Source organism: Streptomyces sp. NPDC050988 (assembly GCF_044456225.1).
Classification (GTDB): domain Bacteria; phylum Actinomycetota; class Actinomycetes; order Streptomycetales; family Streptomycetaceae; genus Streptomyces.
The window spans coordinates 167402-190590 of record NZ_JBITFQ010000007.1; the positions used below are offsets into that span (position 1 = coordinate 167402).

The 23189-nt window shown below is 70.2% G+C and carries 21 protein-coding genes and 1 pseudogene; 9 read left to right on the plus strand and 13 right to left on the minus strand.

Annotated elements, in window-relative coordinates; all coding sequences use genetic code 11:
* Nucleotides 1-10: 10 nt before the first annotated feature.
* Nucleotides 11-1507, plus strand: coding sequence for a carotenoid oxygenase family protein (locus ACIBEI_RS18325; RefSeq protein ID WP_398889902.1), 1497 nt, complete (start codon nt 11-13; stop codon nt 1505-1507).
* A gap of 55 nt (nt 1508-1562) precedes the next feature.
* Here the strand turns inward: ACIBEI_RS18325 and ACIBEI_RS18330 are convergent, their stop codons facing one another.
* Together ACIBEI_RS18330 and ACIBEI_RS18335 are read right to left on the minus strand one after the other, a co-directional pair.
* Nucleotides 1563-2627, minus strand: coding sequence for an adenosine deaminase (locus ACIBEI_RS18330; protein WP_398889904.1), 1065 nt, complete (start codon nt 2625-2627; stop codon nt 1563-1565).
* A gap of 94 nt (nt 2628-2721) precedes the next feature.
* Nucleotides 2722-3123 (minus strand): VOC family protein, encoded by a 402-nt coding sequence (locus ACIBEI_RS18335; protein WP_398889906.1) that lies wholly within the window; start codon nt 3121-3123, stop codon nt 2722-2724.
* 199 nt (nt 3124-3322) lie between these two features.
* Between ACIBEI_RS18335 and ACIBEI_RS18340 the strand changes: the two genes are divergently transcribed.
* Nucleotides 3323-4033, plus strand: coding sequence for a dienelactone hydrolase family protein (locus tag ACIBEI_RS18340; RefSeq protein WP_398889908.1), 711 nt, complete (start codon nt 3323-3325; stop codon nt 4031-4033).
* Between the two features lie 74 nt (nt 4034-4107).
* On the opposite strand, the gene ACIBEI_RS18345 is transcribed toward ACIBEI_RS18340, so the two are convergent.
* Both ACIBEI_RS18345 and ACIBEI_RS18350 read right to left on the minus strand, forming a co-directional pair.
* Nucleotides 4108-5205 carry a winged helix DNA-binding domain-containing protein gene (locus tag ACIBEI_RS18345; protein ID WP_398889910.1) on the minus strand — a complete coding sequence of 366 codons (1098 nt, stop codon included), beginning with the start codon at nt 5203-5205 and terminating at the stop codon, nt 4108-4110.
* A 171-nt stretch (nt 5206-5376) separates the two neighbouring features.
* A complete protein-coding gene (locus ACIBEI_RS18350) occupies nt 5377-5955 on the minus strand; it encodes a DinB family protein (protein ID WP_398889912.1) in 579 nt (192 codons plus the stop codon).
* Between the two features lie 102 nt (nt 5956-6057).
* On the opposite strand from ACIBEI_RS18350, the gene ACIBEI_RS18355 reads away from it, so the two are divergent.
* Nucleotides 6058-7083: a helix-turn-helix transcriptional regulator gene (locus ACIBEI_RS18355; protein WP_398889914.1), complete on the plus strand. Its 1026-nt coding sequence runs from the start codon at nt 6058-6060 to the stop codon at nt 7081-7083.
* Here ACIBEI_RS18355 and ACIBEI_RS18360 read toward each other — a convergent pair.
* The 4 genes from ACIBEI_RS18360 to ACIBEI_RS18375 form a co-directional block, all read right to left on the minus strand.
* Nucleotides 7071-8435: a phospholipase gene (locus tag ACIBEI_RS18360; RefSeq protein ID WP_398889916.1), complete on the minus strand. Its 1365-nt coding sequence runs from the start codon at nt 8433-8435 to the stop codon at nt 7071-7073. The genes ACIBEI_RS18355 and ACIBEI_RS18360 overlap by 13 nt on opposite strands.
* A 178-nt stretch (nt 8436-8613) precedes the next feature.
* Nucleotides 8614-9498, minus strand: a complete 885-nt coding sequence (locus tag ACIBEI_RS18365; protein WP_398889918.1) for a glycoside hydrolase family 19 protein — start codon at nt 9496-9498, stop codon at nt 8614-8616.
* A gap of 196 nt (nt 9499-9694) precedes the next feature.
* On the minus strand, nt 9695-11074 hold the full coding sequence (locus tag ACIBEI_RS18370) for an aldehyde dehydrogenase family protein (protein WP_398889920.1): 1380 nt from the start codon (nt 11072-11074) through the stop codon (nt 9695-9697).
* Between the two features lie 131 nt (nt 11075-11205).
* On the minus strand, nt 11206-11616 hold the full coding sequence (locus ACIBEI_RS18375) for a MarR family winged helix-turn-helix transcriptional regulator (RefSeq protein WP_398889922.1): 411 nt from the start codon (nt 11614-11616) through the stop codon (nt 11206-11208).
* A 239-nt stretch (nt 11617-11855) separates the two neighbouring features.
* Between ACIBEI_RS18375 and ACIBEI_RS18380 the strand changes: the two genes are divergently transcribed.
* The 6 genes from ACIBEI_RS18380 (at nt 11856) to urtE (ending at nt 18141) form a co-directional block, all read left to right on the plus strand.
* Nucleotides 11856-12968 carry a substrate-binding domain-containing protein gene (locus tag ACIBEI_RS18380; protein ID WP_398889924.1) on the plus strand — a complete coding sequence of 371 codons (1113 nt, stop codon included), beginning with the start codon at nt 11856-11858 and terminating at the stop codon, nt 12966-12968.
* A 306-nt stretch (nt 12969-13274) separates the two neighbouring features.
* Entirely contained in the window at nt 13275-14498 is a 1224-nt protein-coding gene (gene urtA, locus ACIBEI_RS18385) for an urea ABC transporter substrate-binding protein (RefSeq protein ID WP_398890272.1), read from the plus strand.
* A 72-nt stretch (nt 14499-14570) separates the two neighbouring features.
* A complete protein-coding gene (urtB, locus tag ACIBEI_RS18390) occupies nt 14571-15467 on the plus strand; it encodes an urea ABC transporter permease subunit UrtB (RefSeq protein WP_361053713.1) in 897 nt (298 codons plus the stop codon).
* A complete protein-coding gene (urtC, locus tag ACIBEI_RS18395) occupies nt 15464-16591 on the plus strand; it encodes an urea ABC transporter permease subunit UrtC (protein ID WP_398889926.1) in 1128 nt (375 codons plus the stop codon). Before urtB ends, urtC begins: the two co-directional genes overlap by 4 nt.
* 19 nt (nt 16592-16610) lie before the next feature.
* Nucleotides 16611-17438 (plus strand): urea ABC transporter ATP-binding protein UrtD, encoded by an 828-nt coding sequence (urtD, locus tag ACIBEI_RS18400; protein WP_398889928.1) that lies wholly within the window; start codon nt 16611-16613, stop codon nt 17436-17438.
* A gap of 7 nt (nt 17439-17445) precedes the next feature.
* On the plus strand, nt 17446-18141 hold the full coding sequence (urtE, locus tag ACIBEI_RS18405; RefSeq protein ID WP_398889930.1) for an urea ABC transporter ATP-binding subunit UrtE: 696 nt from the start codon (nt 17446-17448) through the stop codon (nt 18139-18141).
* 33 nt (nt 18142-18174) lie between these two features.
* Here the strand turns inward: urtE and ACIBEI_RS18410 are convergent, their stop codons facing one another.
* From ACIBEI_RS18410 to ACIBEI_RS18430, 5 genes and pseudogenes are all read right to left on the minus strand, one after another.
* Nucleotides 18175-19371 (minus strand): RNA polymerase sigma factor, encoded by a 1197-nt coding sequence (locus ACIBEI_RS18410; protein WP_398889932.1) that lies wholly within the window; start codon nt 19369-19371, stop codon nt 18175-18177.
* A 34-nt stretch (nt 19372-19405) separates the two neighbouring features.
* The gene (locus ACIBEI_RS18415; RefSeq protein ID WP_398889934.1) at nt 19406-19759 is read right to left on the minus strand and encodes a YciI family protein; all 354 of its coding nucleotides are present in this window, start codon (nt 19757-19759) and stop codon (nt 19406-19408) included.
* A gap of 92 nt (nt 19760-19851) precedes the next feature.
* On the minus strand, nt 19852-20568 hold the full coding sequence (locus ACIBEI_RS18420; protein WP_398889936.1) for a DNA polymerase beta superfamily protein: 717 nt from the start codon (nt 20566-20568) through the stop codon (nt 19852-19854).
* A gap of 141 nt (nt 20569-20709) precedes the next feature.
* On the minus strand, nt 20710-21855 hold the full coding sequence (locus ACIBEI_RS18425; RefSeq protein ID WP_398889938.1) for an LLM class flavin-dependent oxidoreductase: 1146 nt from the start codon (nt 21853-21855) through the stop codon (nt 20710-20712).
* A 72-nt stretch (nt 21856-21927) separates the two neighbouring features.
* Nucleotides 21928-23131: pseudogene (locus ACIBEI_RS18430) on the minus strand (SfnB family sulfur acquisition oxidoreductase).
* Between the last annotated feature and the right edge of the window lie 58 nt (nt 23132-23189).

Sequence of the window (23189 nt, forward strand, 5' to 3'; positions counted from 1 at the left end):
GAGTGCGGAGATGACGGAGCACAGCCGACGGAACGTACTGCGCGGGGCGGCGGCCATCGCGGCGGCGAGCGGACTCGTGGGGGTGAGTGGAGGACTCGCTGCCGGTGCTCCCGCCACCGCGCGGGAGCGCCACTTCCCCTTCCTGGAGGGGGCGTTCGCCCCGGTCACCGAGGAGCTGACCGCCTTCGGCCTCCCCGTCACCGGACGTATCCCGCGCGAGCTGAACGGCCGCTACCTCAGGAACGGGCCGAACGTCCTGGGCCTTGAGGACCCCCGGGCGCACCACTGGATGCAGGGCGACGGCATGGTGCACGGTGTCCGGCTGCGGGACGGCCGCGCCGAGTGGTATCGCAACCGCTGGGTCCGCTCCTCCCGCGTCGCCGAGAAGCTAGGCGAGCCCTACCCGGGGCCGGTGCCGCCGGACGACTTCCCGTGCAACACCCACGTCATCGGGCACCGCGGACGGGTCCTGGCCCTCCAGGAGAGCGGCCCGCTGCCGTACGAACTCGACTACGAGCTCAACACGGTGGGCACCTACGACTTCCACGGCACCCTGGAGGGCGCGTTCACGGCGCACACCAAGCTCGACGCGGAGTCGGGCGAGCTGCACGCGATGACGTACTACCCGACCTGGAACCACATCCGGCACCTGGTGGTGAACGCCGCGGGGCGGGTCGTCCGGACCACCAGGATCCCGGTGTCGGACAGCCCGATGATCCACGACTTCGCGCTCACCGAGAAGTACGTCGTCATCTTCGACATGCCGGTCACCTTCGACCCGGCGGGCGCCGAGCGGGGCGACCTGGTGCCGTACGTGTGGAACGAACGGCACCCCTCGCGGGTCGGCGTCATGCCGCGGACCGGCGGGCGGGTCCGCTGGTTCGAGGTGGAGCCGACGTACTACTCGCACACCCTCAACGCGTACGACGAGGGGTCGTCGGTGGTCGTCGACTTCACCGCCTATCCGGCGCCCTTCTTCGTCGCGGGGCGTGGCTCCGGCGGGCCCTACGGGGCCGGGACCGTCCGGCTGCACCGCTGGACCATCGACCGCGACCGGGGCCGCGTACGCACGAAGGTCCTGGACGACCGGCCGCAGGAGTTTCCGCGCGTCAACGAGGCACTGGTCGCGCGCAGGCACCGGTACGGGTACACGACGGCCGCCGCAGAGATGTCGCTGGCGTATGTGACGGCCGACGGGAACCCGCCCGACCGGGCCTTCAGCAGCGAGCTGGTCAAGCAGGACCTGCTCCGCGGCACCTCGCAGGTGCACCGGCTGCCCCGGAACGCGGCGGTGGGCGAGGCGGTGTTCGTGGCCTCGGATCCGACGGACCCAAGGGCGGCCGAGGACGACGGCTACACGCTCGCGTACGTGCACAATCCCGACCGGGGCGCGGCCGATCTGCTGATTCTGTCCGCCCAGGACTTCACGGGTGAGCCGGTGGCGCGGGTCCATCTGCCGGGGCGCGTACCGCTGGGTTTCCACGGGAACTGGGTGGCCGACGCGTGAGAGCGCACAAGAGGCCGGCCGGAACCGCTGAACGGTCCGGCCGGCCTCGGGGTGCTCAGAGCTCGTAGCCCGGCAGGACGACGTCCCGGATGAGGGCGGCCCGCTCGTCGTACGGGATGAACGCGCTCTTGAGGGCGTTGACCGTGACCGTGCGCAGGTCGTCGAGGGTCCAGCCCGCCTCGTCGACGAGCAGGGACATCTCGCGGGTCATGGTCGTGCCGGAGACCAGCCGGTTGTCGGTGTTGAGGGTGACGCGGAAGCCCAGGTCGCGCAGGTGCGTGATCGGGTGGTCGGCGATCGAAGTGGCCGCGCCCGTCTGGAGGTTGGAGGTGGGGCACATCTCCAGGGCGATGCGGCGGTCGCGCACCCAGCCCGCGACGCGGCCGAGCTTGCCATCCACGATGTCCTCGGTGATACGGACGCCGTGGCCGATGCGTTGGGCGCCGCAGACCTGGAGGGCCTGGTGGATGCTGGGCAGGCCGTGGGCCTCGCCGGCGTGGATGGTGAACGGGACGTTCTCGACGCGCAGGTGCTCGAAGGCGGCGAGGTGGTCGGCGGGCGGGAAGCCGTCCTCGGCGCCCGCGATGTCGAAGCCGACGACGCCCGCGTCCCGGAAGGCCACGGCCAGGTCGGCGGCCTCGCGGACCCGGTCGAACATTCGCATCCCGCACAGCAGCGTGCCGACGCGGACCGGCGTGCCCTGGGCCGCCGCCTTCGCCATACCGGCGGCCAGGCCCTCCTGCACGGTCTCGACGACCTCGGAGAGGGCCAGCCCGCCATTAACCAGCAGCTCGGGGGCGTAGCGCACCTCGCCGTAGACGACACCGTCCTCGGCCAGGTCGAGCACGTACTCCTCGGCGGTGCGCAGCAGGCCCTCGCGGGTCTGCATCACGGCGAGGGTGTGCTCGAAGGTGGCTATGTAGCGGACCAGGTCACCGGAGTTGGCCGCCTCGTAGTACCAGGCGGCGAGCGCGTCCGGGTCCGTGGTGGGGAGCGTGTGGCCGACCGCGTCGGCGAGTTCGACGAGCGTGGTGGGGCGCAGGCCGCCGTCGAGGTGGTCGTGCAGGACAGCCTTGGGGAGCCGGCGGATGGTGTCGGTGTCGATGCGGGACGCGGTCATGCGGTGTTTCCTCGGCAGGTTCTCGGTGGATGTCGTCGGTGGATGGGGAGTGCTGATCACTGAGCGGTTGCGTCGGGAGCGGCGGGTTAGCGGGTTACAGGTCGGGCGCGGCGGGCTGCAACAGGTCCCACCGGTTTCCGTACAGGTCCTGGAAGACGACGACCGAGCCGTACGTCTCGTGCCGGGGCTCCTCCAGGAAGGTGACGCCCGCCGCGGTCATCCGTGCGTGGTCGCGGGCAAAGTCGTCGGTGTGCAGGAAGAAGCCGACGCGTCCGCCGGTCTGGTCGCCGACCCGGCCTCGCTGGGCCTCGTCCTTGGCCCGGGCCAGCAGGAGGCCGGTGCCGACCCCGCCGGTGTCCGGCTCCACGACGACCCAGCGGGAGCCGTCGGGGCGCGGGGTGTCCTCGGCGAGCCGGAATCCGAGGGCCTCGGTGTAGAAGCGGATCGCCTCGTCGTAGTCGTCGACGACGAGGGTGACCAGGGCGACGCGTTTCATCGGAGCCTCTCGGAAGGTCGGGGGGACGTGCGCGGAGGGTTATACGTAACACGCGAGGATACGGCATCGAAAGGAGTGGTCCGGCAAGGTCGCTTCGGTCGGTGGCGCGCGATGCCTGCCCGGGCAGGGGGCCGCGTGCCGTCGCCGTACCCGCCTCCTGCATGCTGGAGTCAAGATCAAGCGACAGGAGTGACACACCATGTCCGAGACGCCCAGGTCGACCGGAGCTCCCGCCCACCAGAACGTCACGTTCCCGAGCGGCGGCACCACCGCGCACGGCTATCTGGCGCTGCCGCCCTCCGGACAGGGGCCCGGCGTCATCGTGATCCAGGAGTGGTGGGGCCTCACCGACCACATCGCGGACGTCACCGAGCGTCTGGCGAAGGAGGGCTTCGTGGCGCTGGCTCCCGACCTGTACGGCGGCAATGTCGCCCACGACAGCGCCGAGGCGTACCGCATGATGCAGGACCTGCCCGTGGCGCGCGGCGTCGAGCTGCTCTCCGGCGCCGTCGACCATCTGCTCGCGATGCCCGAGGTCACGTCCGAGACCGTCGGCTCGGTCGGCTTCTGCATGGGCGGCGGTTTCGTCCTCTACCAGGCCGCAACCGACCCGCGCGTCCACGCCGCCGTCCCCTTCTACGGCGTCATCCAGGGCGAGACCCCCGACTTCTCCGGCCTCAAGGCGCAGATCCTCGGCCACTACGGCGAACGCGACTCGGCCATTCCCGTCGACTCCCTCGCCCCGCTCCGCGACACGATCCGCGACCAGTCCGGTATCACCCCGGACTTCCGCGTCTACCCCGCCGACCACGCCTTCTTCAACGACGGCCGCCCCGAGGTCCACGAGCCCGAGTCGTCGGCCCTGGCCTGGCGGAGCACGGTGGACTTCCTGCACGCACAGCTGGGCTGACCGGAGCGGCGGTACGGCGGTGCCGTGACGCGGGTCGCGAATGGACCCCCGGCACGGCACTGGTGGGTCGCGGCTCAGTCGGACGCGGTGATCCGTACGCGGTCGCTGTCGCCGTCGGAGAGGAACACGGCCAACTCCCGCCCCTGCTCGGCCACATCGGTGCGTTCGGCCCGGGAGAGGCGGCGCAGCGGGGTGACCTGCACAGTGTCCGCCTCCACGTGCCAGGTCGCGGAGACCCGGCCGTCGACCAGGACGACGCGAGCGCCGGTGACCGACAGGCCGCGGTGGGCGTCGTCGATGATCCGGCCGCGATCGTGGTAGCCGAGGATCGCGTTGTCGAACGCCGGCAGGAACCGCGCCGGGGCAGGGGTTTCGGGGTCGGGGCGCGGTGCGTCGGGAAGGTCCAGCAGTTCCCGGCCCCGCTCGTCGCGGAAGCTCACCAGCTCCTCGCGCACGGCGGTGATCGCGGCCGGCAGTCCGGCGAGACCGCACCAGGCGCGCAGGTCGGCCGAGGCGGCGGGGCCGAACGCGGCGAGATAGCGCCGCACCAGCTGCTGGCCCACGGGGTCGGAACCGTCCGGGGCCGGCGGGTCGATCTCGCGCCCGAGCCAGGCGGAGAGCGGGGCGTTGCGCACTCCCGCCCGGGTGCGCCACAGTCCGCGCGGTGGCAGCTGCACCATCGGAATGAGGGCGGCGACCAGCATCTCGCCCAGTGGCCGCGGCCCCGGTTTCGGCCAGCGGTCGCCGAGTGCCCGTGCGAGTTCGGTCATCGAGCGGGGCTCGCCGTCGGCCATCACGGCCCGGCCCGCCGCAGCGAGTTCGTCGAGATCCACTCCGGCGAGTTCGCCGCGGTAGACGCCGAGTACCCGTTGGCGCAGCATGGCGTCGTGGCGGGCCCGCCAGGCCAGGGCGTCGTCGGCGGTGACGAGGTGGACGGTGCGGCGCATGAGATGCGTACGCACCACGCTCCGCCCCGTCAGCAGGTCCGAGAGCACCGCCGGGTCGAACGCGCGCAGCCGCGACCAGAGCCCGACGAACGGTTCCTGTGGTTCCTGCGCCTGCATACCGCCGAGGTGCGCGACGGCGTCGAGCACCGGCATGTCGGCCCGGTCGAGCAGCAACTGCCGTGCCAGCGTTGCCCTGTTGAGCGCCCGGGCGTCGAGAACGGTCATCGGGTCACCCCCGCGGCCTGTCCGAACCTCATGGTGCGCTCTTCCCTTCAAAACGGGCTTCGAATAGGGGCTTCGGATATCGGCTTCGGATACGTACGTCGAGTACGTGCAGGATTCCGAGGTCGGGTCCGGGTCGGGGCGATGGCCCGACCCGGACCGGATCCGTCGGTGTCAGGTCGACTTCTGCCCGTCGAGCGTCTCGCGCAGGATGTCCGCGTGCCCGGCGTGCTGGGCGGTCTCGGCGATGACATGCGTCAGCACCCGGCGCACACTGCGCACGGCTCCCGGCTCGTGCCAGGGCGCCTCCGGCAGCGGATGCGTCGCCGAGAGGTCGGGCACGGAGGCGATGATCTTCTCGCTGTGGGCGGCGACCTGCTCGTAGCGCTCGACGACGCCGGCCAGCGTCTCGCCGGGCAGCATCAGGAAGTCGTTCTGGTGGTCGATCATCCACTGCGGGAACTCACGTGCCGTACCGGCCGCGATGTCGGCCCAGGTGACGCCGTCGGGCAGGTCGTGGCGCATCGCCGACGGGCCGTCGACCACGAAGCGCAGCCATCCCTCCTCGATGGAGGCGACGTGCTTGATCAGCCCGCCCAGGCACAGCGCGCTGACGGTCGGGCGTTCACCGGCCTGCTCGTCGCTGAGCCCGCGCACGGTGTTGGTCAGGGCCGCCCGGGCGGTCGCGAGCGCGGCGATCAGGTCGGCCCGCTCGGCGTCGGGGGTGGAAGGGGGCGTGGTCTTGGCGGTCACAGCGATCGTTCCTTCTGCCTCGTTCTCGGTGTTCGGTACGAGAACGACAGTCGCAGAGGAAGCGGTCAGGGAGTGTCCTCTTCTCGGGGCAGGATGGGTGTCATGCCGAAGACATCAGCCCGACTGCTGTCCCTGCTCTCGCTGCTCCAGGCGCGCCGGGACTGGCCGGGGGCGCTGCTGGCGGAGCGGCTCGACATCAGTCCGCGTACCGTGCGCCGCGATGTCGACCGGCTGCGCGAGCTCGGCTATCCCATCGTGGCCTTCAAGGGGCCCGAGGGTGGGTACCGGCTCGACGCCGGAACCGAGCTGCCGCCGCTGCTCTTCGACGACGAGCAGGCCGTGGCCCTCGCCGTCGCGCTCCAGATCGCCACGACCACCGGCGCCGGTATCGAGGAGGCCGCGGCGCGTGCGCTGACCACCGTCCGGCAGGTCATGCCGTCGCGGTTGCGCCGCCGGATCGACATGCTCCAGGTCACGGCCGTGGGGCGATCCGCGACGAACCGCCCGGAGTCGCAGGTCGACAGTGGCGTCCTCATGGCACTCGGCGCCGCCGTCCACGCCCGCGAGGTGCTGCGCTTCGACTACGCCTCCCCACCGGGAGCGGGCGACGACGATCCGGCCATGGCCGCACCGCGCCGAGTGCAGCCCCATCACCTCGTCACCTGGGGTGGGCGCTGGTATCTGGTCGCCTGGGACCTGGATCGCGAGGACTGGCGCACCTTTCGCGCCGACCGGATCAGCCTGCGCGTGCCTACAGGGCCCCGGTTCACGCCACGTGAGCTGCCCGGAGGCGATGTGGCCGCCTTTGTGGCCGGCCGGTTCCGGGGTTCCGACGGGTCCGGCGGCGCCGGTGAATGGCCCTGCCGCGGCGAGGTGATCCTCGGGCTCCCCGCCGCCGAGGTGTTCCGCTACTCCCGCGACGGAGTCGTCGAGGCGCTCGGCCCGGGCCGCTGCCGGCTCGTCCTGGGTTCGTGGTCGTGGGCCGGCCTGGCCGCCGACATCGGCCGGTTCGACGCCGACATCGAGGTCGTCGGCCCGGCCGAACTCCGGGATGCCTTCACTCAGTTGGCCCGCCGCTACGCGAACGCGGCGACGGGCCAACTCGGCGAGAAGAGTCAGTACGTGTAGGTGTTCAGCGTCGACACCGCGGACGCCGGGTTTCCGAGGTCGTACCGGTCCACCGCGAGGAAGTTGGGCTTCTTGCGGGCCGCGGGCTGGCAGAAGCGCTGGGCCCGGTCGAGGAGTTTGGTGTTGTCGGTGGTGGCCGTGGAGGCGATCGCCGCGTCACGGAAGTGGTTCATGACGAAGAGCGGACGGAACGGCGGCGCCGTGGAGGTGAGGGGCACATTGGTGTCGGCGCCGTACCAGCGGCTGTAGCAGGACCAGTCGGAGCCGCCAAGCCCGGAGCCCATGGACCAGTAGTTCTCGACGGTCCACTCGCGCTGGTACATCACTCCGAAGCTGTCGCGGGTGAGGCCGGCGGACTGGTCGGCGGAGCGGCTGTGGTCGGTGAAGATGAGGAGCCGGTCGTTGGCGGCGATGAGTTCCGACATCTTCGGCCAGCCCTTGGTGCGGACGCCGGTCTGGTCGGGGCGGTAGAGGACGTCGGACAGGCCGTTGACGCGGGCCAGTTCGCTGCGCAGGACGCCCGGGTCGACGTAGTCCTCCAGGAAGACGGTGACGAACTCGTTCGGGTTCGCCCTCAGGTAATCGACCATGCGCTGGATGTCCACCCACAGCGCGACCGGCCGGCTGACGAGGGTGCAGCTGTTGTGGCAGAGGATCGCGCCGTCGGAGGTCTGATGGATGTCCAGCATGAAACCGCGTACGCCGTCGGTGAGTTGCTGGTTGATTCCCCGGCTCTGGTTGGGGACGAGATTGACGAAGGGTGGCGCGAATCCGCCGTCGACGCCGTTCGCGTAGGCGTTGTGGGACGTGAGGAACGTGACCTGGTCCAGGGTGCGTTGGTCCGGGGACGGCATCGGAGAGGTCGGGGACGTCGTGGGAGTGAGGTACCAGGACGCCAGGTTCCCCGCCGCGCCCAGGGTCAGCTGGGCTGGGTAGTTGGAGCCGGACGGCTTCGCGGCGACCGTCAAGTACTGGTCGGCGCCCGGGACTTTGAGCCGGTACTGGTCGGTCCCCGTCGCCGCGATCTCCCACGGGGCGTCGCCGCTCGTACAGGCCACGGTTCTCGCCTGACCGCCGGAGCGGCCGAGGCAGCTGCCCGCCGTGTCGGTGCTCTCCAGCACGTACGACGCACCGCTCGACCGGAGCGTCCACTGCTGACGGTCCTCGTTGCCCTTGGGGTTGCGCTGGACGACCGCTCCCCCGCTGTCGGCGGCGTTCAGGCCGGTGACCGCGCTCTGTACATAGAACACACCTCCCGTCGGCACGGCCGCCGCCTGGGCGGGAGCGGCGAGGGCGGTGGTGAGTGCCGCTCCGGCGGCGGTGAGGGCAAGCAGGGGTCGATGCATCCGCATGACGGTCGGGGTCCCTTTCGGCAGCACGGCGACGCCGGAAGCGGCGGGCCGGAAAAAATGGGGGGTCTGCGCGGGACACTCAATCGGGGTTGGTATGGACTGGTCAAGAGCATGACAGGGCGGAAAGGGCGGCGGCACCGGGCCGCCGCCCTCAGGCTGCCGGGGGTATCCGATTACCTCAGCAGTACAGGTTGTTGCCCGTCGTCGTGCCGAGGATCTGGGTGAACCGCGTGTAGTTGTTCACCCGGCTCTGCACCTGGGCGGGGTTCTTGCCGTCACACTCCAGGCCACCGTTGATGGAGCGGATGGTCTGGCCGAAGCCCGCGCCGTTGACCATCGCGTTGTGGCCGGTCATCGTGCCAGGGCCGTTCTGCGTGTTCCAGTACCAAAGGCCCGTCTTCCACGCGACGGCGGAGTCGTTCTGCACGAGCCAGGGGTTGTTGAGGAGGTCGATGCCCAGCGCGTCGCCCGCGGCCTTGTAGTTGAAGTTCCAGCTGAGCTGGATCGGTCCGCGGCCGTAGTAGGCGGCCTGCCCGGCCGGGCAGCCGTACGGCATGCTCCAGTTGCAGTAGTGGGGGTAGTTGGCGGTGTTCTGCTCGACGATGTGGACCAGACCGCCGGTCTCGTGGCTGACGTTGGCGAGGAAGGCGGCGGCCTCCTGCTTCTTCACGGTGTCGCTGCCGGTGTTCGCGAAGCCGGGGTAGGCGCTCAGCGCGGCCGTCAGCCCGCTGTACGTGTAGAACGAATTCCGGCCCGGGAACATCTGGTTGAACTGCGCCTCGCTCACGACGAAGCCGGACGGCTGGGAGCCTCCGTCACAGGCGTACGGCTCCCAGAACCAGGTGCTGATGGTGGGGTCGTAGCCCGGGTTGTCGTGCTCGGCTATGTAGGCCTTGCCGTCGGTGTAGCGGACGATGTTGCCGGTGACGTAGGACTTGCCGGCCACCCAGCTCGGGTAGCTCGAACAGGCCGCCGCTGACGCGCTCGACGCCGGCAGGAGCACCGGCGCGGCGCTTGCGAGCATGAGCGCGGCCACGAACGCGGAGATACGACGCCTCGACACAGGACCAACTCCTTCGCGGAGCACGGCCACGCCCGTACGCGGGCACAGCGAAGCGGAACCTTGTGCGCGCAGGCCGGTGTGACCGGCCACGGCGTACGGGGCGGCCGTGGTGGGGGGTGTGGAGGCACACTCAACTCCCTTGGTCTGGACCAGTCAAGGGTGTAGACCAGTCAACCCGCCCTGCGGCCGCTCCGATTCAGCCCAGCGGCTTCTCCAGAACCGCCTTGCGGTGACTGAACGTCTCGATGGAGTAGCGGCCGTGGTAATTGCCCATGCCGCTCTCGCCGACGCCGCCGAACGGCAGGTCGGAGACTGTGAGATGGGCGAGCGGCAGACCGAAGCCGAGGCCGCCGGAGGACGTTTCGGCGGCCAGCCGCTCGCGGGTGACGTCCGACTCGGTGAAGACGTACAGAGCCAGTGGCTTGTCCCGGTCGTTGATGAATTCAACGGCCTCGTCGAGCCCCGGCACGGTCACGATCGGCAGAACCGGGCCGAAGATCTCCTCGCCCATGACCGGCGAATCGGGGTCCACGTCGGCCAGAACGGTCGGCGCGATGTACTTCGTGGCGCGGTCGCTGTCACCGCCGACCACGACACGGCCGGACCCGAGCAGTCCGCTGAGGCGGTCGAAGTGTCGCTCGTTGATGATTCGGCCGTACTCGGTGGAGGTGGCGGCGTCGGTTCCGTACAGGCCCTCGACGGCCTTGGCCAGCGCCGGCTCCAGGGCGCGGGCCGTCTCGGGGTCGGTGAGTACGTAGTCGGGCGCGACGCAGGTCTGCCCTGCGTTGAGGAACTTGCCGCGGGCGAGGCGGTCGGCGACGACGGCCAGGTCGGCGCCCCGGTCGACGAACGCCGGGGACTTGCCGCCGAGTTCGAGGGTGACCGGGGTGAGGTGCTGGGCGGCGGCGGTCATGACGATGCGGCCGACGGCGCCGTTGCCGGTGTAGAAGATGTGGTCGAAACGCTCGGCGAGCAGGGCCGTGGTCTCGGGGATGCCTCCCTCGACGACGGCGACCGCGTCGGTGTCGAGGTACTCCGGCAGACGACGGGCCATGAAGGCGGAGGTGGCCGGGGCCAGCTCGCTGGGCTTGACGACGACCGCGTTGCCGGCGGCGAGCGCACCGAGCATCGGCGCGAGCAGGAGCTGCGCCGGGTAGTTCCAGGGCGCGATGACCAGGACGACGCCGAGCGGGTCGTACCGCGTCCAGGCCGTCGCGTCCTCGCCGAGGTGCGCGGGGACGGGGGCGGACTCGGGGCGCAGCCACTCGTCGAGGTGCTCCAGGGTGTGGTCGATCTCCCGCACGACGAAGTTGATCTCCGTGCGGAACGCCTCGGTGGAGCTCTTGCCCAGGTCGGCGTGGAGGGCCGCGGCCAGGCCCTCGCCGTGCTCGGTGAGCAGCTCGCGCAGGCGGCGCAGCTGGGTGGTGCGCCATACGACGGGCTTGGTACGGCCGGAACGGAAGGTGGCGCGCAGCCGGGCCACGACGTCGGCGGGCTGCTCGGGGGTGGGCTGGTTCACGGTGCCTCGCTGGTCGGAGCGGGCCGGTGACCCGCGTGCGGTGGGGTCGAGCGACAAGCTCGATGTATATGCCAACCATTTATACGGCATCATGATTCCGCAGCACGCGAAGCAACTGGCCGCGAGCGTCACAGATCACACCGAGGGCGCAACGGCGGCTCGCGGCGAGGCCCTCCAGCTGCCGACACCTACACGGAGGACTCGGCCGCCGCCCCGTCGAGCGTGTCCGCCAGCCGGTGCAGGAGCCCCCGCAGCAGTTCGTCGTCGCCGTCGCTCAGGACGGGCCACTGGGCGCGGACCTCGCGGTCGACGCGCCGCCAGTGGTCCTCGCCGCGCGGGGTCAGGTGGGCGAGGATGCGGCGCCGGTCCAGGGGGTCGACGCGTCGGTAGACGAGGTTCTGGTCGACGAGTTGGTCGACCAGTTTGGTGAGGGTCGGGGGCGGCAGGAAGGCCGCCTCGGCGACCGCCGCCATCGGGTGCCCGTCACCGTCGGAGAGCAGGGAGAGCACACGCCAGGCATCGAGCGAGCAGCCGTGCTCGCCCAGGGCGGCCTGGAGCCGGCGCGCCGCCAGTCGCTCGGCCCGCGTCAAGAGGTGCATGAGGTCCTGAGACCGACGCGGAGGTGGGGTCGGCATCCTTCTCCTCGCTCCCGGGGGTCAGCACATCGTACAAGTCCCGCTTCCCACAAGGATCTCCCGCATCTGCCACCGCACGCGCGCACCTCGTGCCAGGGTCCGGCCACCGCACACCCATCGAGTCCAGGTTCCTGCCGCCCCGGGCGCGGACCGTACCCCGAGACGGATTGGAGTTCACCCGGCGTTCCCGGAATCATGCCCCCATGGTCCGGCTCGACCCGCCTCCGCTCGACTGGTTCACGGCCGACGACTCGGTCGTCAGCGTGGCGCTGGTCTTTCCCATGCAGGGAGCCGCGGGGATCTTCGGGCCCACATGCGAGTTGTGCGCGCGGCTCGCGGCGGAGGAGGTCAACCGCTCGGGCGGGGTGCTCGGCAAGGAACTGCGGCTGCTGCCGGTCGACGGCGGCGCCGAACCGCACCGCATCGCCGAGAACGTCGAGGCACTGGTCGACCTCGGCATCGTGCAGGGCGTCACCGGCTGGCACATCTCCTCCGTACGCCAGCAGCTGGCACCGCGGATCGCCCACCGTGTGCCCTACGTGTATACGGCGCTGTACGAGGGCGGCGAGGACACGGCCGGGGTGTTCCTGACGAGCGAGACCCCGAACGACCAACTGCGGCCCGCCATGCGCCTGTTGGCCCGTGAGCACCGGGTGCGCCGGTGGTTCGTCGTGGGCAACGACTATGTGTGGCCGCGCCGTACGGCCCGGGCGGCGCACCGCTACGCGCGCGAGTCGGGCGGCGGTATCTGCGCGGAGGCGTATCTGCCGCTCGGCACGCACGACTTCGACGGCGTGCTGCGACGGATCGAGCGGTCGGAGGCGGATGCCGTACTGATGCTGCTCGTGGGCAGCGACGCGGTCCGGTTCAACCGTGCGTTCGCCGCGTCCGGCCTCGACGAGCGGTGTCTTCGGCTCAGTACCCTGATGGACGAGAACATGCTGATGGCGAGCGGCCCCACGGCCACCACCGGCCTCTACAGCACGGCCGGGTTCTTCGCCTCCCTCGCCAACCAGGACACCCTCGACTTCCACGGCCAGTACGCGGGACGGTACGGAGTCGAGGCACCGGTCCTCGGCAGCCTCGGCGAATCGTGTTACGAGGGAGTCCTGCTGCTCGCCGCGCTCATCGACCGGGCCAGGACCCTCGACGTCTCCGCGATCGGCGCGGCGGCGGACACCGTCTCGTACGAGGGGCCGCGCGGGCTGCTCCACCTGCGCGGCAGTCACGTACGCCAGCGCATCTACCTGGCGCGGGCGGACGGCGTGGACTTCGACGTCGTGGCCCAGCTGGATCTTCACGAAACCCGGCCTTGACATGTCCGCGCATCCGCGAAGATACTTCCCGCAGGAAGTAATTAGAATGCCTCGGGCGAACTGTGAATTCATGCGAAGAATTCCGCCCCGGGCATTTTTTGTTTCCCGGTGAGAGCCGGAAGATACCGCCGGGAAAGTACCGTGAAACACCGTGGAAACAGGATGACTTGAGGCTGTGGACCGCACTTCAGGAGGAGGTTGTCCTCCCAGCCCGAGGGGGTTCTTTTGTCCAGCGGTTCCAGCGGTTCCAGTCGTTTCAAGGGTTTCAAGGGTTTCAAGGGGTCCGGCCCTTCCCGACGCCGGGTGATGGCGGGCGCCGCCGCGCTCGCCGCCGTCGTCGTGCTCTCCGCGTGCGGCGCCAAGACGGACGCGGCGGGCGGCTCGTCCGACGCGGCCGCCAAGGCCGACACGAGCGGCGACACGGTCAAGGTCGGCCTGCTCAACTCGCTCTCCGGCACCATGGCGATCAGCGAGGTGACCGTACGCGACTCGCTGAAGCTGGCGATCGACGAGATCAACGCCTCCGGCGGAGTGCTCGGCAAGAAGGTCAAGCCGATCAGTGAGGACGGCGCCTCCGACTGGCCGACGTTCGCCGAGAAGGCGAACAAACTCATCAAGGAAGACCGGGTCGCGGCAACCTTCGGCTGCTGGACCTCCGCGAGCCGCAAGGCCGTCAAGCCCGTCTTCGAGAAGAACAAGTCACTGCTCTTCTATCCCGTGCAGTACGAGGGACTTGAGGAGTCCCCGTACATCTTCTACACGGGTGCCACCACCAACCAGCAGATCGTCCCGGCGCTCGACTACCTCAAGAGCCAGGGCAAGAAGAGCATTTACCTCGTCGGCAGCGACTATGTCTTCCCGCGCACCGCCAACAAGATCATCAAGGCGTACGCGAAGGCCAATGGCATGAAGGTGCTCGGCGAGGACTACGCGCCCCTGGGGTCCACCGAGTTCAGCACCATCGCCAACAAGGTGAAGGCGTCGAAGGCCGACGCGGTCTTCAACACCCTCAACGGCGACTCGAACGTGGCCTTCTTCAAGGAGTACAAGTCGGCCGGTCTGACCGCCACAAGCATGCCGGTGGTCTCGGTGTCGATCGCCGAGGAAGAGGTCAAGTCGATCGGATCGCAGTATCTGGCGGGCCAGTTGACGGCCTGGAACTACTACCAGACGACCACGGGCGAGGCGAACACCAAGTTCGTGAAGGCGTACAAGGCCAAGTACGGCCAGGACAAGCCGACCAGCGACCCGATGGAGGCCGCGTACACCTCGGTCTACCTGTGGAAGGCGATGGTCGAGAAGGCCAAGTCCTTCGACCCGGAGAAGGTGAAGGCGGCCTCCGACGGCATCACCTTCGACGCTCCCGAGGGCAAGGTCACCGTGGACGGCGCGAGCCAGCACATCTACAAGACCGCCCGGATCGGAAAGATCGGCACCGACGGACTGATCGAGCAGGTGTGGGACTCCGGCAAGGCGATCAAGCCGGACCCGTACCTGAAGGGCTACTCCTGGGCCTCCGGCCTCTCCTGACCGACCGTCACGTGCGGGCCGGCCCTCGGCGACGAGGGCCGGCCCCGCGTCCCGCCTCCCCGGAGCCGCCGTATGACCGTGATCCTCGGTCAGACCTTCACCGGCATCAGCATCGGTGCCGTCCTGCTGCTCATCGCGCTCGGTCTCTCGCTCACCTTCGGCCAGATGAACGTCATCAACATGGCCCACGGCGAGTTCATCATGGCCGGCGCCTACACCACGTACGTGCTCCAGAAGTCCATATCCAGCGCGGGCCTGTCGCTGCTCGTCGCGCTGCCGGTCGCCTTCCTGGTCGCCGGTGCGCTCGGCGCGCTGCTCGAGTGGGTGCTCATCCGCCGCCTGTATCTGCGGCCGCTCGACACGCTGCTCGTCACCTGGGGTGTCTCGCTGATGCTCCAGCAGGCGGCCCGGGACATCTTCGGCGCGCCGAACGTGCAGACCCGCGCGCCCGATCTGCTCACCGGGAACATCACCGTCATCGGCGGCGACGATCCGCTGACCTTCGCCAACAGCCGTCTGTTCATTCTGGGGTTGGCGATCGCGGCCGTGGTCGCGCTGTCGCTGACCCTGCGGCTGACCCCGCTCGGCCGCAGGATCCGCGGGGTCGTGCAGAACCGGGATCTCGCCGAGGTGTCCGGAATCTCCACCTCGCGCGTGGACCGGACCGCGTTCTTCCTCGGGTCCGGGCTCGCAGGTGTCGCGGGCGTCGCGCTGACCCTGGTCGGCCCGATCGGTCCGACGATGGGCACCAACATCATCATCGACGCGTTCCTGGTGATCGTGGTCGGCGGCATCGGACAGCTCAAGGGAACGGTCATCGTCGCCTTCGTCCTCGGCGTCCTGCAGTCCGTCCTCGAATACTCCACCACCGTCAGCGTCGCGAAGGTGCTCGTCCTCGTGGCCATCGTCGCGTTCCTCCAGTGGCGGCCCCAGGGGCTGTACACGCTGCGTACGAGGAGTCTCGTATGACCCTGCCGACACTGCTCAAAGGCCGGTCGGCGCGTGCCTGGTCCGGATTCGCCGCGGCCGCGCTCGCCCTGTTCGCCGTGGCCCCGCTGGCCCTCTCGGACTTCCGGCTCGGGCTGCTCGCCAAGTACCTGTGCACCGCGATGGTCGCCGTCGGCATCTGCCTCGCCTGGGGCCGCGGCGGGCTGCTCACCCTCGGGCAGGGCGTCTTCTTCGGGCTCGGCGGCTACGCCATGGCGATGCATCTGAAGATCGCCGACGCGGGTCCTGGCAACCTTCCCGACTTCATGCAGTTGTACGGCACGGCCACCGAACTCCCTTGGTGGTGGCGGCCGTTCGAGAACCCGCTCTTCGCGCTCGCCGCGACCGTGCTGCTGCCGATGGCCGTCGCCGCGATCCTCGGTTCGTTCATCTTCCGCCGCCGGGTGAAGGGCGCGTACTTCGCGATCCTCAGCCAGGCGCTTGCCGCGGCCTTCGCGATCTGGCTGATAGGCCAGCAGGCCACGACCGGCGGGACCAACGGACTCACCGACATCCAGGGCTTCTTCGGCTACGACCTCAACGACCCGGTCAACCAGCGGATGGTGTACTTCATCATCGCCGCCGCGCTGTTGCTGCTGATCGCCCTCGCCCGGCAGCTGATCCACAGCCGGTACGGCGAACTCCTCGTCGCCGTACGGGACTCGGAGGAGCGGGTGCGCTTCCTCGGGTACGACCCGGCGAACGTGAAGCTTGTCGCGTACGTCGTGGCGGCCGGCATGGCCGGGCTCGCCGGCGCGCTGTTCGTGCCCGCGGTCGGCATCATCTCCCCCGCGATGATCGGCATCGTGCCGTCGATCGAGTTCGTCATCGGTGCCGCGGTCGGCGGCCGGGCGAGCCTGGTCGGCGCGGTGCTCGGCGCGATCGGGGTGGCCTGGGCGAAGACGGCGCTGTCGGAGGAGTTCCCGGCCGCCTGGACCTACTTCCAGGGGCTGCTGTTCATCGTGGCCCTGGCGTTCCTGCCGGGTGGTCTCGCCTCGCTGGTGGGGATCGTACGGCGGCGCAGGTCCTCGCGCGCGACCGGCGACGCGGCCGACGACGGGACCGGGGACAAGACGCCCGCCCTTCCTCTTGGAGAAGCAGCATGAGTGCTCTTGGAGACGCAGCATGAGTGAACTCTCGGGCCTTGAGATACGCCGACTGCGGGTGTCCTTCGACGGGTTCACCGCCGTCGACGGTGTGGACCTCGACGTACGGCCGGGCGATCTGCGCTTCCTGATCGGACCCAACGGCGCGGGCAAAACCACGCTCGTCGACGCCGTCACGGGCCTCGTGAAGGCCGAGGGCTCCGTGCTCTTCGGCGGCACGGAGCTGCTGGGGCGGAGCGTGCACACCATCGCCCGGTCGGGGATCGGCCGGACGTTCCAAACGGCCACCGTCTTCGAAGAGTTGACGGTCCTTCAGAACCTGGACATCGCGGCCGGTGCCCGACGCGGCATGCTGACGATGCTGCGGCGCCGCAAGGGCGTACCGGAGCCCGTCGCGCGTGCGCTGGAGACGGTCGGGCTCGCGGAGCTGGCCGACTCCCCCGCCGGGACGCTCGCCCACGGGCAGAAACAGTGGCTGGAGATCGGCATGCTGCTCGTCCAGGACGTACGCCTGCTGCTGCTCGACGAGCCGGTCGCCGGGATGAGCCACGACGAACGGCAGGCCACGGGTGAGCTGTTGGAGCGCATCAGCGAGGAGCGGACCGTGGTCGTCATCGAGCACGACATGGACTTCATGCGGTCCTTCGCGCGCAGCGTCAGTGTGCTGCACGCGGGCAAGGTGCTGAGCGAGGGGACGGTGGCCGAGGTGCAGGCCGATCCCAAGGTGCAGGAGGTGTATCTCGGACACGCGGCGATCGAGGACGCCGAGCTGATCCTGCCGGAGGAGCCCGAGCCCGCGATTGGCGCCGCCGCGCCGAGTGCGGCCGTACAGGAACAGGAGGCGTGAGGCGGACATGAAGCTGGAGATCGACGACATACGGGTCGGCTACCACCGCAGTCTGGTCCTGCACGGAGTCTCCGTGGAGGTGCCGGACGACGGGGTCGCCGCGGTTCTCGGGCACAACGGCGCGGGCAAGAGCACGCTGCTGCGGGCGGCCGTGGGACTGCTCACCCCGTCGAGCGGCGCGATCCGTCTCGACGGCGAGGACATCAGCCGTCGCAAGCCCCACGAACGTGTGGCGCGCGGCATGGCGTACGTGCCGCAGGGCCAGCAGGCATTTCCCCATCTCACAACGGCGGAGAACCTCCAGCTCGTCGCGGACGGCCGCAAGCGTGGCAGGGCGGCGATCGACGAGGCGCTCGACCTGTTTCCCGCGCTGAGGGCTCTGTCGGGGCGGCGGGCCGGACTGCTCTCCGGCGGTCAACGGCAGCAACTGGCCATCGCCCGGGCCCTGGTGACGGACCCTCGGATCCTCCTCCTCGACGAGCCGACCGAGGGCATCCAGCCTTCCGTCGTGGCCGAGATCGAGGAGACGATCCTCGCGCTGGCCGCCCGCGGCGGACTCTCGGTACTCCTCGTCGAGCAGCACGTCGGCTTCGCGATGCGGGCGGCGCAGCGGTACTACGTCCTGGAGGCCGGCCGGGTCACGTCGTCCGGCGAGGGCGGGCAGGAGGCGGAGCGGTCGGTGCGCGAGGCGCTGAGCGTGTAGCGGTTCACACCACGTTGAGTGTGTAGCGGCGGCTCACTCCACCTGGAGTTCCGTCCTGCGGCGCTCCAGGTGGGCGCGCTCGGCCGGGTTCTCGGTGAGGGCGACGGCTGCCTCGTACGCGGCCACCGCTTCCGTCGGCCGCCCGGTACGCCGCAGCAGCTCGGCCCGTACGGCGTGGAAGGCGTGGTAGCCGTCGAGATCGAGGGAGTCGACGAGGGCGAGGGCCGTGCGCGGGCCCTCGGTCTCGGCGACCGCCACCGCGCGGTTGAGGGCGACGACCGGGCTCGGGGCGAGGGCCATCAACTGGTCGTAGAGCGCGAGGATCTGGCCCCAGTCGGTGGCGTCCGCGGTGGGCGCGTCGCTGTGGACGGCGTTGATCGCGGCCTGGATCTGGTAGGGGCCGGGCTGGTTGCGGCGCAGACAGCGACGTACGAGGGACTGTCCCTCGGTGATCAGGTCACGGTCCCAGAGGCTGCGGTCCTGGTCGGCGAGGAGGACCAGGTCTCCGTCGGGGGTCTCCCGGGCCGGACGGCGCGCCTCGATCAGGAGCATCAGCGCGAGCAGCCCGAGGGCTTCGGGTTCGTCCGGCATCAGCTCGGCGAGGACGCGGCCGAGGCGGACTGCCTCCGCGCAGAGGTCCTCCCGGCCCCCGTATCCCTCGTTGAAGATGAGGTAGATGACGGCCAGCACGCCCCTGACTCGATCGGGGAGGTCGGCGTCTCGCGGGACGCGGTACGGGATGCGGGCGTCGCGGATCTTGGCCTTTGCCCTGCCCAGGCGCTGGGCCATGGTGGGCTCGGGCACGAGGAAGGCGCGGGCGATCTGTGGCGTGGTGAGCCCGCCGAGGAGGCGCAGGGTGAGGGCGACCTGGGCCCGGGTGGCGAGCGCGGGGTGGCAGCAGGTGAAGATCAGGCGGAGCCGGTCGTCGCGCACGGGGCCCTCCTCGGGCGGTGCGTCGGGGGCGTACAGCTGGGCCGCCTCGGCGTGCCGGGCCTCACGCGTGGACTCGCGGCGCAGCCGGTCGACGGCCCGGTTCCGGGCGGTGGTGATGATCCACCCGGCCGGGCTCGGCGGGATCCCCGTCTCCGGCCACTTCCGCACCGCCGTGGCGAACGCGTCCTGGACCGCTTCCTCGGCGAGGTCGATGTCGCCGAGGAAGCGGACGAGGACGGCGACCGCACGGCCGTATTCCGCGCGGAAGACGGCCTCGATGTCCGCGTTCGAGGTCATCAGTCCTCAGCCCTCACTCCTCGGTCCTCGGCCCTCAGTCCTCGGCCTCGCCCATGAAGGGCCGCACCTCGATGGGGAGCGTGGTCGCCACAGTCGCCTTGCGGCCCCATTCGAGCGCCGCGTCGAGGTCGGGTGCCTTGATGAGACAGATTCCGCCGAGGTACTCCTTGCTCTCGGTGTACGGGCCGTCGGTGATCAGTACGTCCCCCTTGTCGGCCCGCAGCACGGTGGCCGTCTCGGGCCCGTGCAGTCCCCCGGCGAACACCCAGGCGCCGGCCTCCTTCAGCTCGGCGTGGAATACCTCCAGGTTGTGCATGATCCCTTCCAGGACCTCGGGCTCAGGCGGCTCCCCCACCGGCTGCATCACGCTCAACAGGTAGTGCTTCATGGCATGTCCTCCTTGGTGGTCTCTCACTGACTACACGAAGGGGGAACCGCCGGATCGACACACGCCACGACATCCGCGGGAGATTTTCTCGGTCACCGCCCGGACGCACGCGCCGGTGTGGAGTCCGGCGTGTAGTAGTGGGCCCGGACCCGGCGCAGCCACGCCTCGACAGGCGCCTCGTCGGGCTGTTCCGGCAGGGCGCTCCGGGTCTCGTCGAAGGCCTCCTCGTAGCTCTTGAGCAAGGGCAGCGCGGCCATGGCGTCGGCTGCCACCTGTTCGCCGAAGCGGTGGTACTCCTCCGGGTTCTCGACGCGGATGCTCACGCGGCCGGTGGCGTACAGCTCGAAGCCCTGGTGGCACAGGCGGCGCAAATGCCGGGCATGCTTCGCGGTCCGCTTTCGGGTGTCCGCGGAGAGGGAGCTGTCGCCACGGTCGTAGAGGCGCTTGAACTGCTGGGTGGCATACCCGAGATAGGCATCGCGGACTCGCTTCGCGGACAGCAACGTGGTGCGGATGCCGATGAGTTCGTCGCCCAGCGGGGTGCGGACCTCGTACAACTCGTCGGGCAGCCACACCAGTTCGGTGACCGTCGGATTGCCGCGCAGGGCGAGTCGGCACCACTTGGCCGCTTCGTGGAGCGTACTGTCGGGCTTGGTCGTGACGTGGGACTCCTTCGGCGGGTGCAGGCCGTGGAGGTCGTCGGTGGGGGCGGCGAACATGCCGAGGCGATCCACGTCCGAGCCCTCGTGTGCAAGACCGTAGGCGGTGGAACCGACGATGCCGGACAGCAGGATGTTCGAGGTCGTCACAGCCGTCCCCCTTAACTGTGTGAGTTGCCTTGTGCGAGCCGGGCGGCCGGATCCTGCCGGGGCCCGGGTCAAGGTCACCACCTGGGAGGTGTCGGAGTACAGCGGTTTTCCGGGGGCGAGCACGGCCGCGCCCCCGGATCCTCAGCTCGCGAACGGCACCTGCGCCGCGGGGGCCGACCGCTCGGCGAACGGGTGCCGCCACAGCCCCTGCGCGGCGAGCCGGGGCAGGACGCCCTCGCCGAACCAGTACGCCTCCTCCAGGTGCGGATACCCGGAGAGCACGAACTCCTCGATACCGATGGCCTGGTACTCCTTGATCCGTTCGGCGACCTCGTCGTGGCTGCCGACCAGGGCGGTGCCCGCGCCGCCGCGCACCAGACCGATGCCGGCCCAGAGGTTGGGGTGGATCTCCAGGCCGTCTCGGTTGCCACCGCCGTGCAGGGCGAGCATCCGCTGCTGCCCCTCGGACTCGCTGCGGGCGAGACCGGCCTGTACGGACTTCACGGTCTCCGGGTCGAAGCCGGCCAGCAGGCGGTCCGCCTCGGCCCAGGCCTGCTCGGAGGTGTCCCGGGTGATGACGTGCAGCCGGATGCCGAAGCGGACGCTGCGGCCCTCCGTCTCCGCCAGCGCACGGACCCACGCGATCTTCTCGGCGACCTGCGCGGGCGGTTCGCCCCACGTCAGGTACACGTCCACGTGCTTGGCCGCGACCTCGCCCGCGATGGGCGAGGATCCGCCGAAGTAGACCTCGGGGACCGGGTCGGGCACGCGGGCGAGCCTGGCGTCCTCGACCTGGAGGAACTCGCCGGACAGGTTGACGGTCTTGCCCTCCCACAGGTCCCGGACGATCTGCAGGAACTCGCCGGTACGGCGGTAGCGGGCGTCCTTGTCGAGGAAGTCGCCGTAGGCGCGCTGCTCGTGGCTCTCACCGCCGGTGACGACGTTGAGGAGGAGCCGTCCGCCGGACTGGCGCTGGAAGGTGGACGCCATCTGCGCGGCGAGCGTCGGGGAGACGAAGCCCGGCCGGAAGGCGACCAGGAACTTCAGCCGCTCGGTGTTCTGGCTGACCATCGCGGTGGTCAGCCAGGCGTCCTCGCACCAGGCGCCGGTGGGCGTGAGCGCGCCGACGAAGCCCAGGTCCTCGGCGGCGCGGGCGATCTGGCTGAGATAGGCGACCGTCGGCGGCCGGTCCCGGCCGGACACCGTGGCCGGGGTGCCGTGGCCGCCGCCGACGACATGGCGGCTGTCGCCGTTGGTGGGCAGGAACCAGTGGAAGGTGAGGGACACGGGTCCGTTCTCCGATCGGGGGATGCTGGTGGGGTGCCTGGGCGCTTTTCCGGGTCTCAGAGGAGTCCGGTCTCAGAGGAGTCCGTGCCGTGGAGGCAGCGTGCCATTCAGTACGTACCGGCCGATGTGCTGGATCTTCCAGCGGGCCGGGTCGTGCAGTGTGTGGGTGCGGGCGTCGCGCCAATGCCGGTGCAGATTGAGGGAGTTGAGGGCGGACCGGGTGCCGGACACCTCGAAGAGCGCGCCCGACACCTCGACGGCGGTGCTCGCGGCGTGCGCCTTCGCGGCGGCCACAGCGATGGACGCCTCGGCCGCCGTCGCCTCCGTGAGATCGGCGCGGGCCGTGTCGACCGCCCGGGCCGCTGCGCCGAGCAGGGCCTCGGTGGCCCGCACCTGGACGGCCAGCTCCCCGAAGCGCTGGATGAGCAGCGGATCCTCGGCGGCGGTCTCGACGCCGCTCTCGAACCACGGGCGGCTCTTGGTGCGGACGAACTCCGCGGCCTCGGCGAGCGCGCCCGCCGCGATCCCGGCGTCGATGGCGGCGTGCAGCAACTGGGCCACCGCGCCATGGAGTTGGGGCCCCTGGAAGGTGAGGTGGTGCGGGAGGACCCGGTCGGCGGGCACTGGTACGGCGTCGAGCCTGACGGTGCCGCTGGCGGTGGTGCGCTGGCCCATGCCGTCCCAGTCGTCGACGATCGTGAGTCCTTCGGCGTCCCGGGGAACGTACGCGACGTGCAGGTTGTCGTCCTCGGCGCGGGCGAGCACCGGAATCCAGTCGGCGAAGAGGGCGCCCGTGGAGTAGTGCTTGACGCCGGTGAGGACGTACGAACCGGTGCTTGACACCGGTGAGGACGTACGAACCGCCCGGGGCCGGCTCCAATCGGGTGCGGATGTCCTGGACGTGCTTCGTGCCGGCCTCCGACTGGGCGTTGCCGAAACGGCGCCCGGCCAGCACCTCGCCGAAGAAGAACTTCCGCTGCTCCGGGGTCCCCTGACGGCGGATCACATTGACGTAGACGAAGTGGCTCTGCGGAATCTGGGCGAGGCTGGCGTCGGCCGAGGCGAGGAGCCGGAAGATCTCGGCGAGGGTCTCCTGCCGTACATCGGCGCCACCATGCTCGGCGGGCACGGTGACGGCGAGCAGGCCGGAGTCGGAGAGCCGGTCCAACTCCTCCCGGGGGAGCCTGCGTTCGGCGTCCCGCCGGGAGGCCCCGGCCCGGAACTCGTCGGCCAGCGCGGCGGCGACGATCAGGGCCTCGGCATCGTCGGCGATCAGCTTGGCGGTACCCCGTACGGAGACCTGCGAGGAAGCCTGGGCGGAGGCCTGGTCGGAG

Excerpts from the sequence above, each read along its gene's own strand:
- ACIBEI_RS18325 (WP_398889902.1), top strand. The coding sequence starts at position 11 with ATGACGGAGCACAGCCGACGGAACGTACTGCGCGGGGCGGCGGCCATC.
- ACIBEI_RS18330 (WP_398889904.1), bottom strand. The coding sequence starts at position 2,627 with ATGACCGCGTCCCGCATCGACACCGACACCATCCGCCGGCTCCCCAAG.
- ACIBEI_RS18335 (WP_398889906.1), bottom strand. The coding sequence starts at position 3,123 with ATGAAACGCGTCGCCCTGGTCACCCTCGTCGTCGACGACTACGACGAG.
- ACIBEI_RS18340 (WP_398889908.1), top strand. The coding sequence starts at position 3,323 with ATGTCCGAGACGCCCAGGTCGACCGGAGCTCCCGCCCACCAGAACGTC.
- ACIBEI_RS18345 (WP_398889910.1), bottom strand. The coding sequence starts at position 5,205 with ATGACCGTTCTCGACGCCCGGGCGCTCAACAGGGCAACGCTGGCACGG.
- ACIBEI_RS18355 (WP_398889914.1), top strand. The coding sequence starts at position 6,058 with ATGCCGAAGACATCAGCCCGACTGCTGTCCCTGCTCTCGCTGCTCCAG.
- ACIBEI_RS18360 (WP_398889916.1), bottom strand. The coding sequence starts at position 8,435 with ATGCGGATGCATCGACCCCTGCTTGCCCTCACCGCCGCCGGAGCGGCA.
- ACIBEI_RS18375 (WP_398889922.1), bottom strand. The coding sequence starts at position 11,616 with ATGCACCTCTTGACGCGGGCCGAGCGACTGGCGGCGCGCCGGCTCCAG.
- ACIBEI_RS18380 (WP_398889924.1), top strand. The coding sequence starts at position 11,856 with ATGGTCCGGCTCGACCCGCCTCCGCTCGACTGGTTCACGGCCGACGAC.
- urtA (WP_398890272.1), top strand. The coding sequence starts at position 13,275 with ATGGCGGGCGCCGCCGCGCTCGCCGCCGTCGTCGTGCTCTCCGCGTGC.
- urtB (WP_361053713.1), top strand. The coding sequence starts at position 14,571 with ATGACCGTGATCCTCGGTCAGACCTTCACCGGCATCAGCATCGGTGCC.
- urtC (WP_398889926.1), top strand. The coding sequence starts at position 15,464 with ATGACCCTGCCGACACTGCTCAAAGGCCGGTCGGCGCGTGCCTGGTCC.
- urtD (WP_398889928.1), top strand. The coding sequence starts at position 16,611 with ATGAGTGAACTCTCGGGCCTTGAGATACGCCGACTGCGGGTGTCCTTC.
- urtE (WP_398889930.1), top strand. The coding sequence starts at position 17,446 with ATGAAGCTGGAGATCGACGACATACGGGTCGGCTACCACCGCAGTCTG.
- ACIBEI_RS18410 (WP_398889932.1), bottom strand. The coding sequence starts at position 19,371 with ATGACCTCGAACGCGGACATCGAGGCCGTCTTCCGCGCGGAATACGGC.
- ACIBEI_RS18415 (WP_398889934.1), bottom strand. The coding sequence starts at position 19,759 with ATGAAGCACTACCTGTTGAGCGTGATGCAGCCGGTGGGGGAGCCGCCT.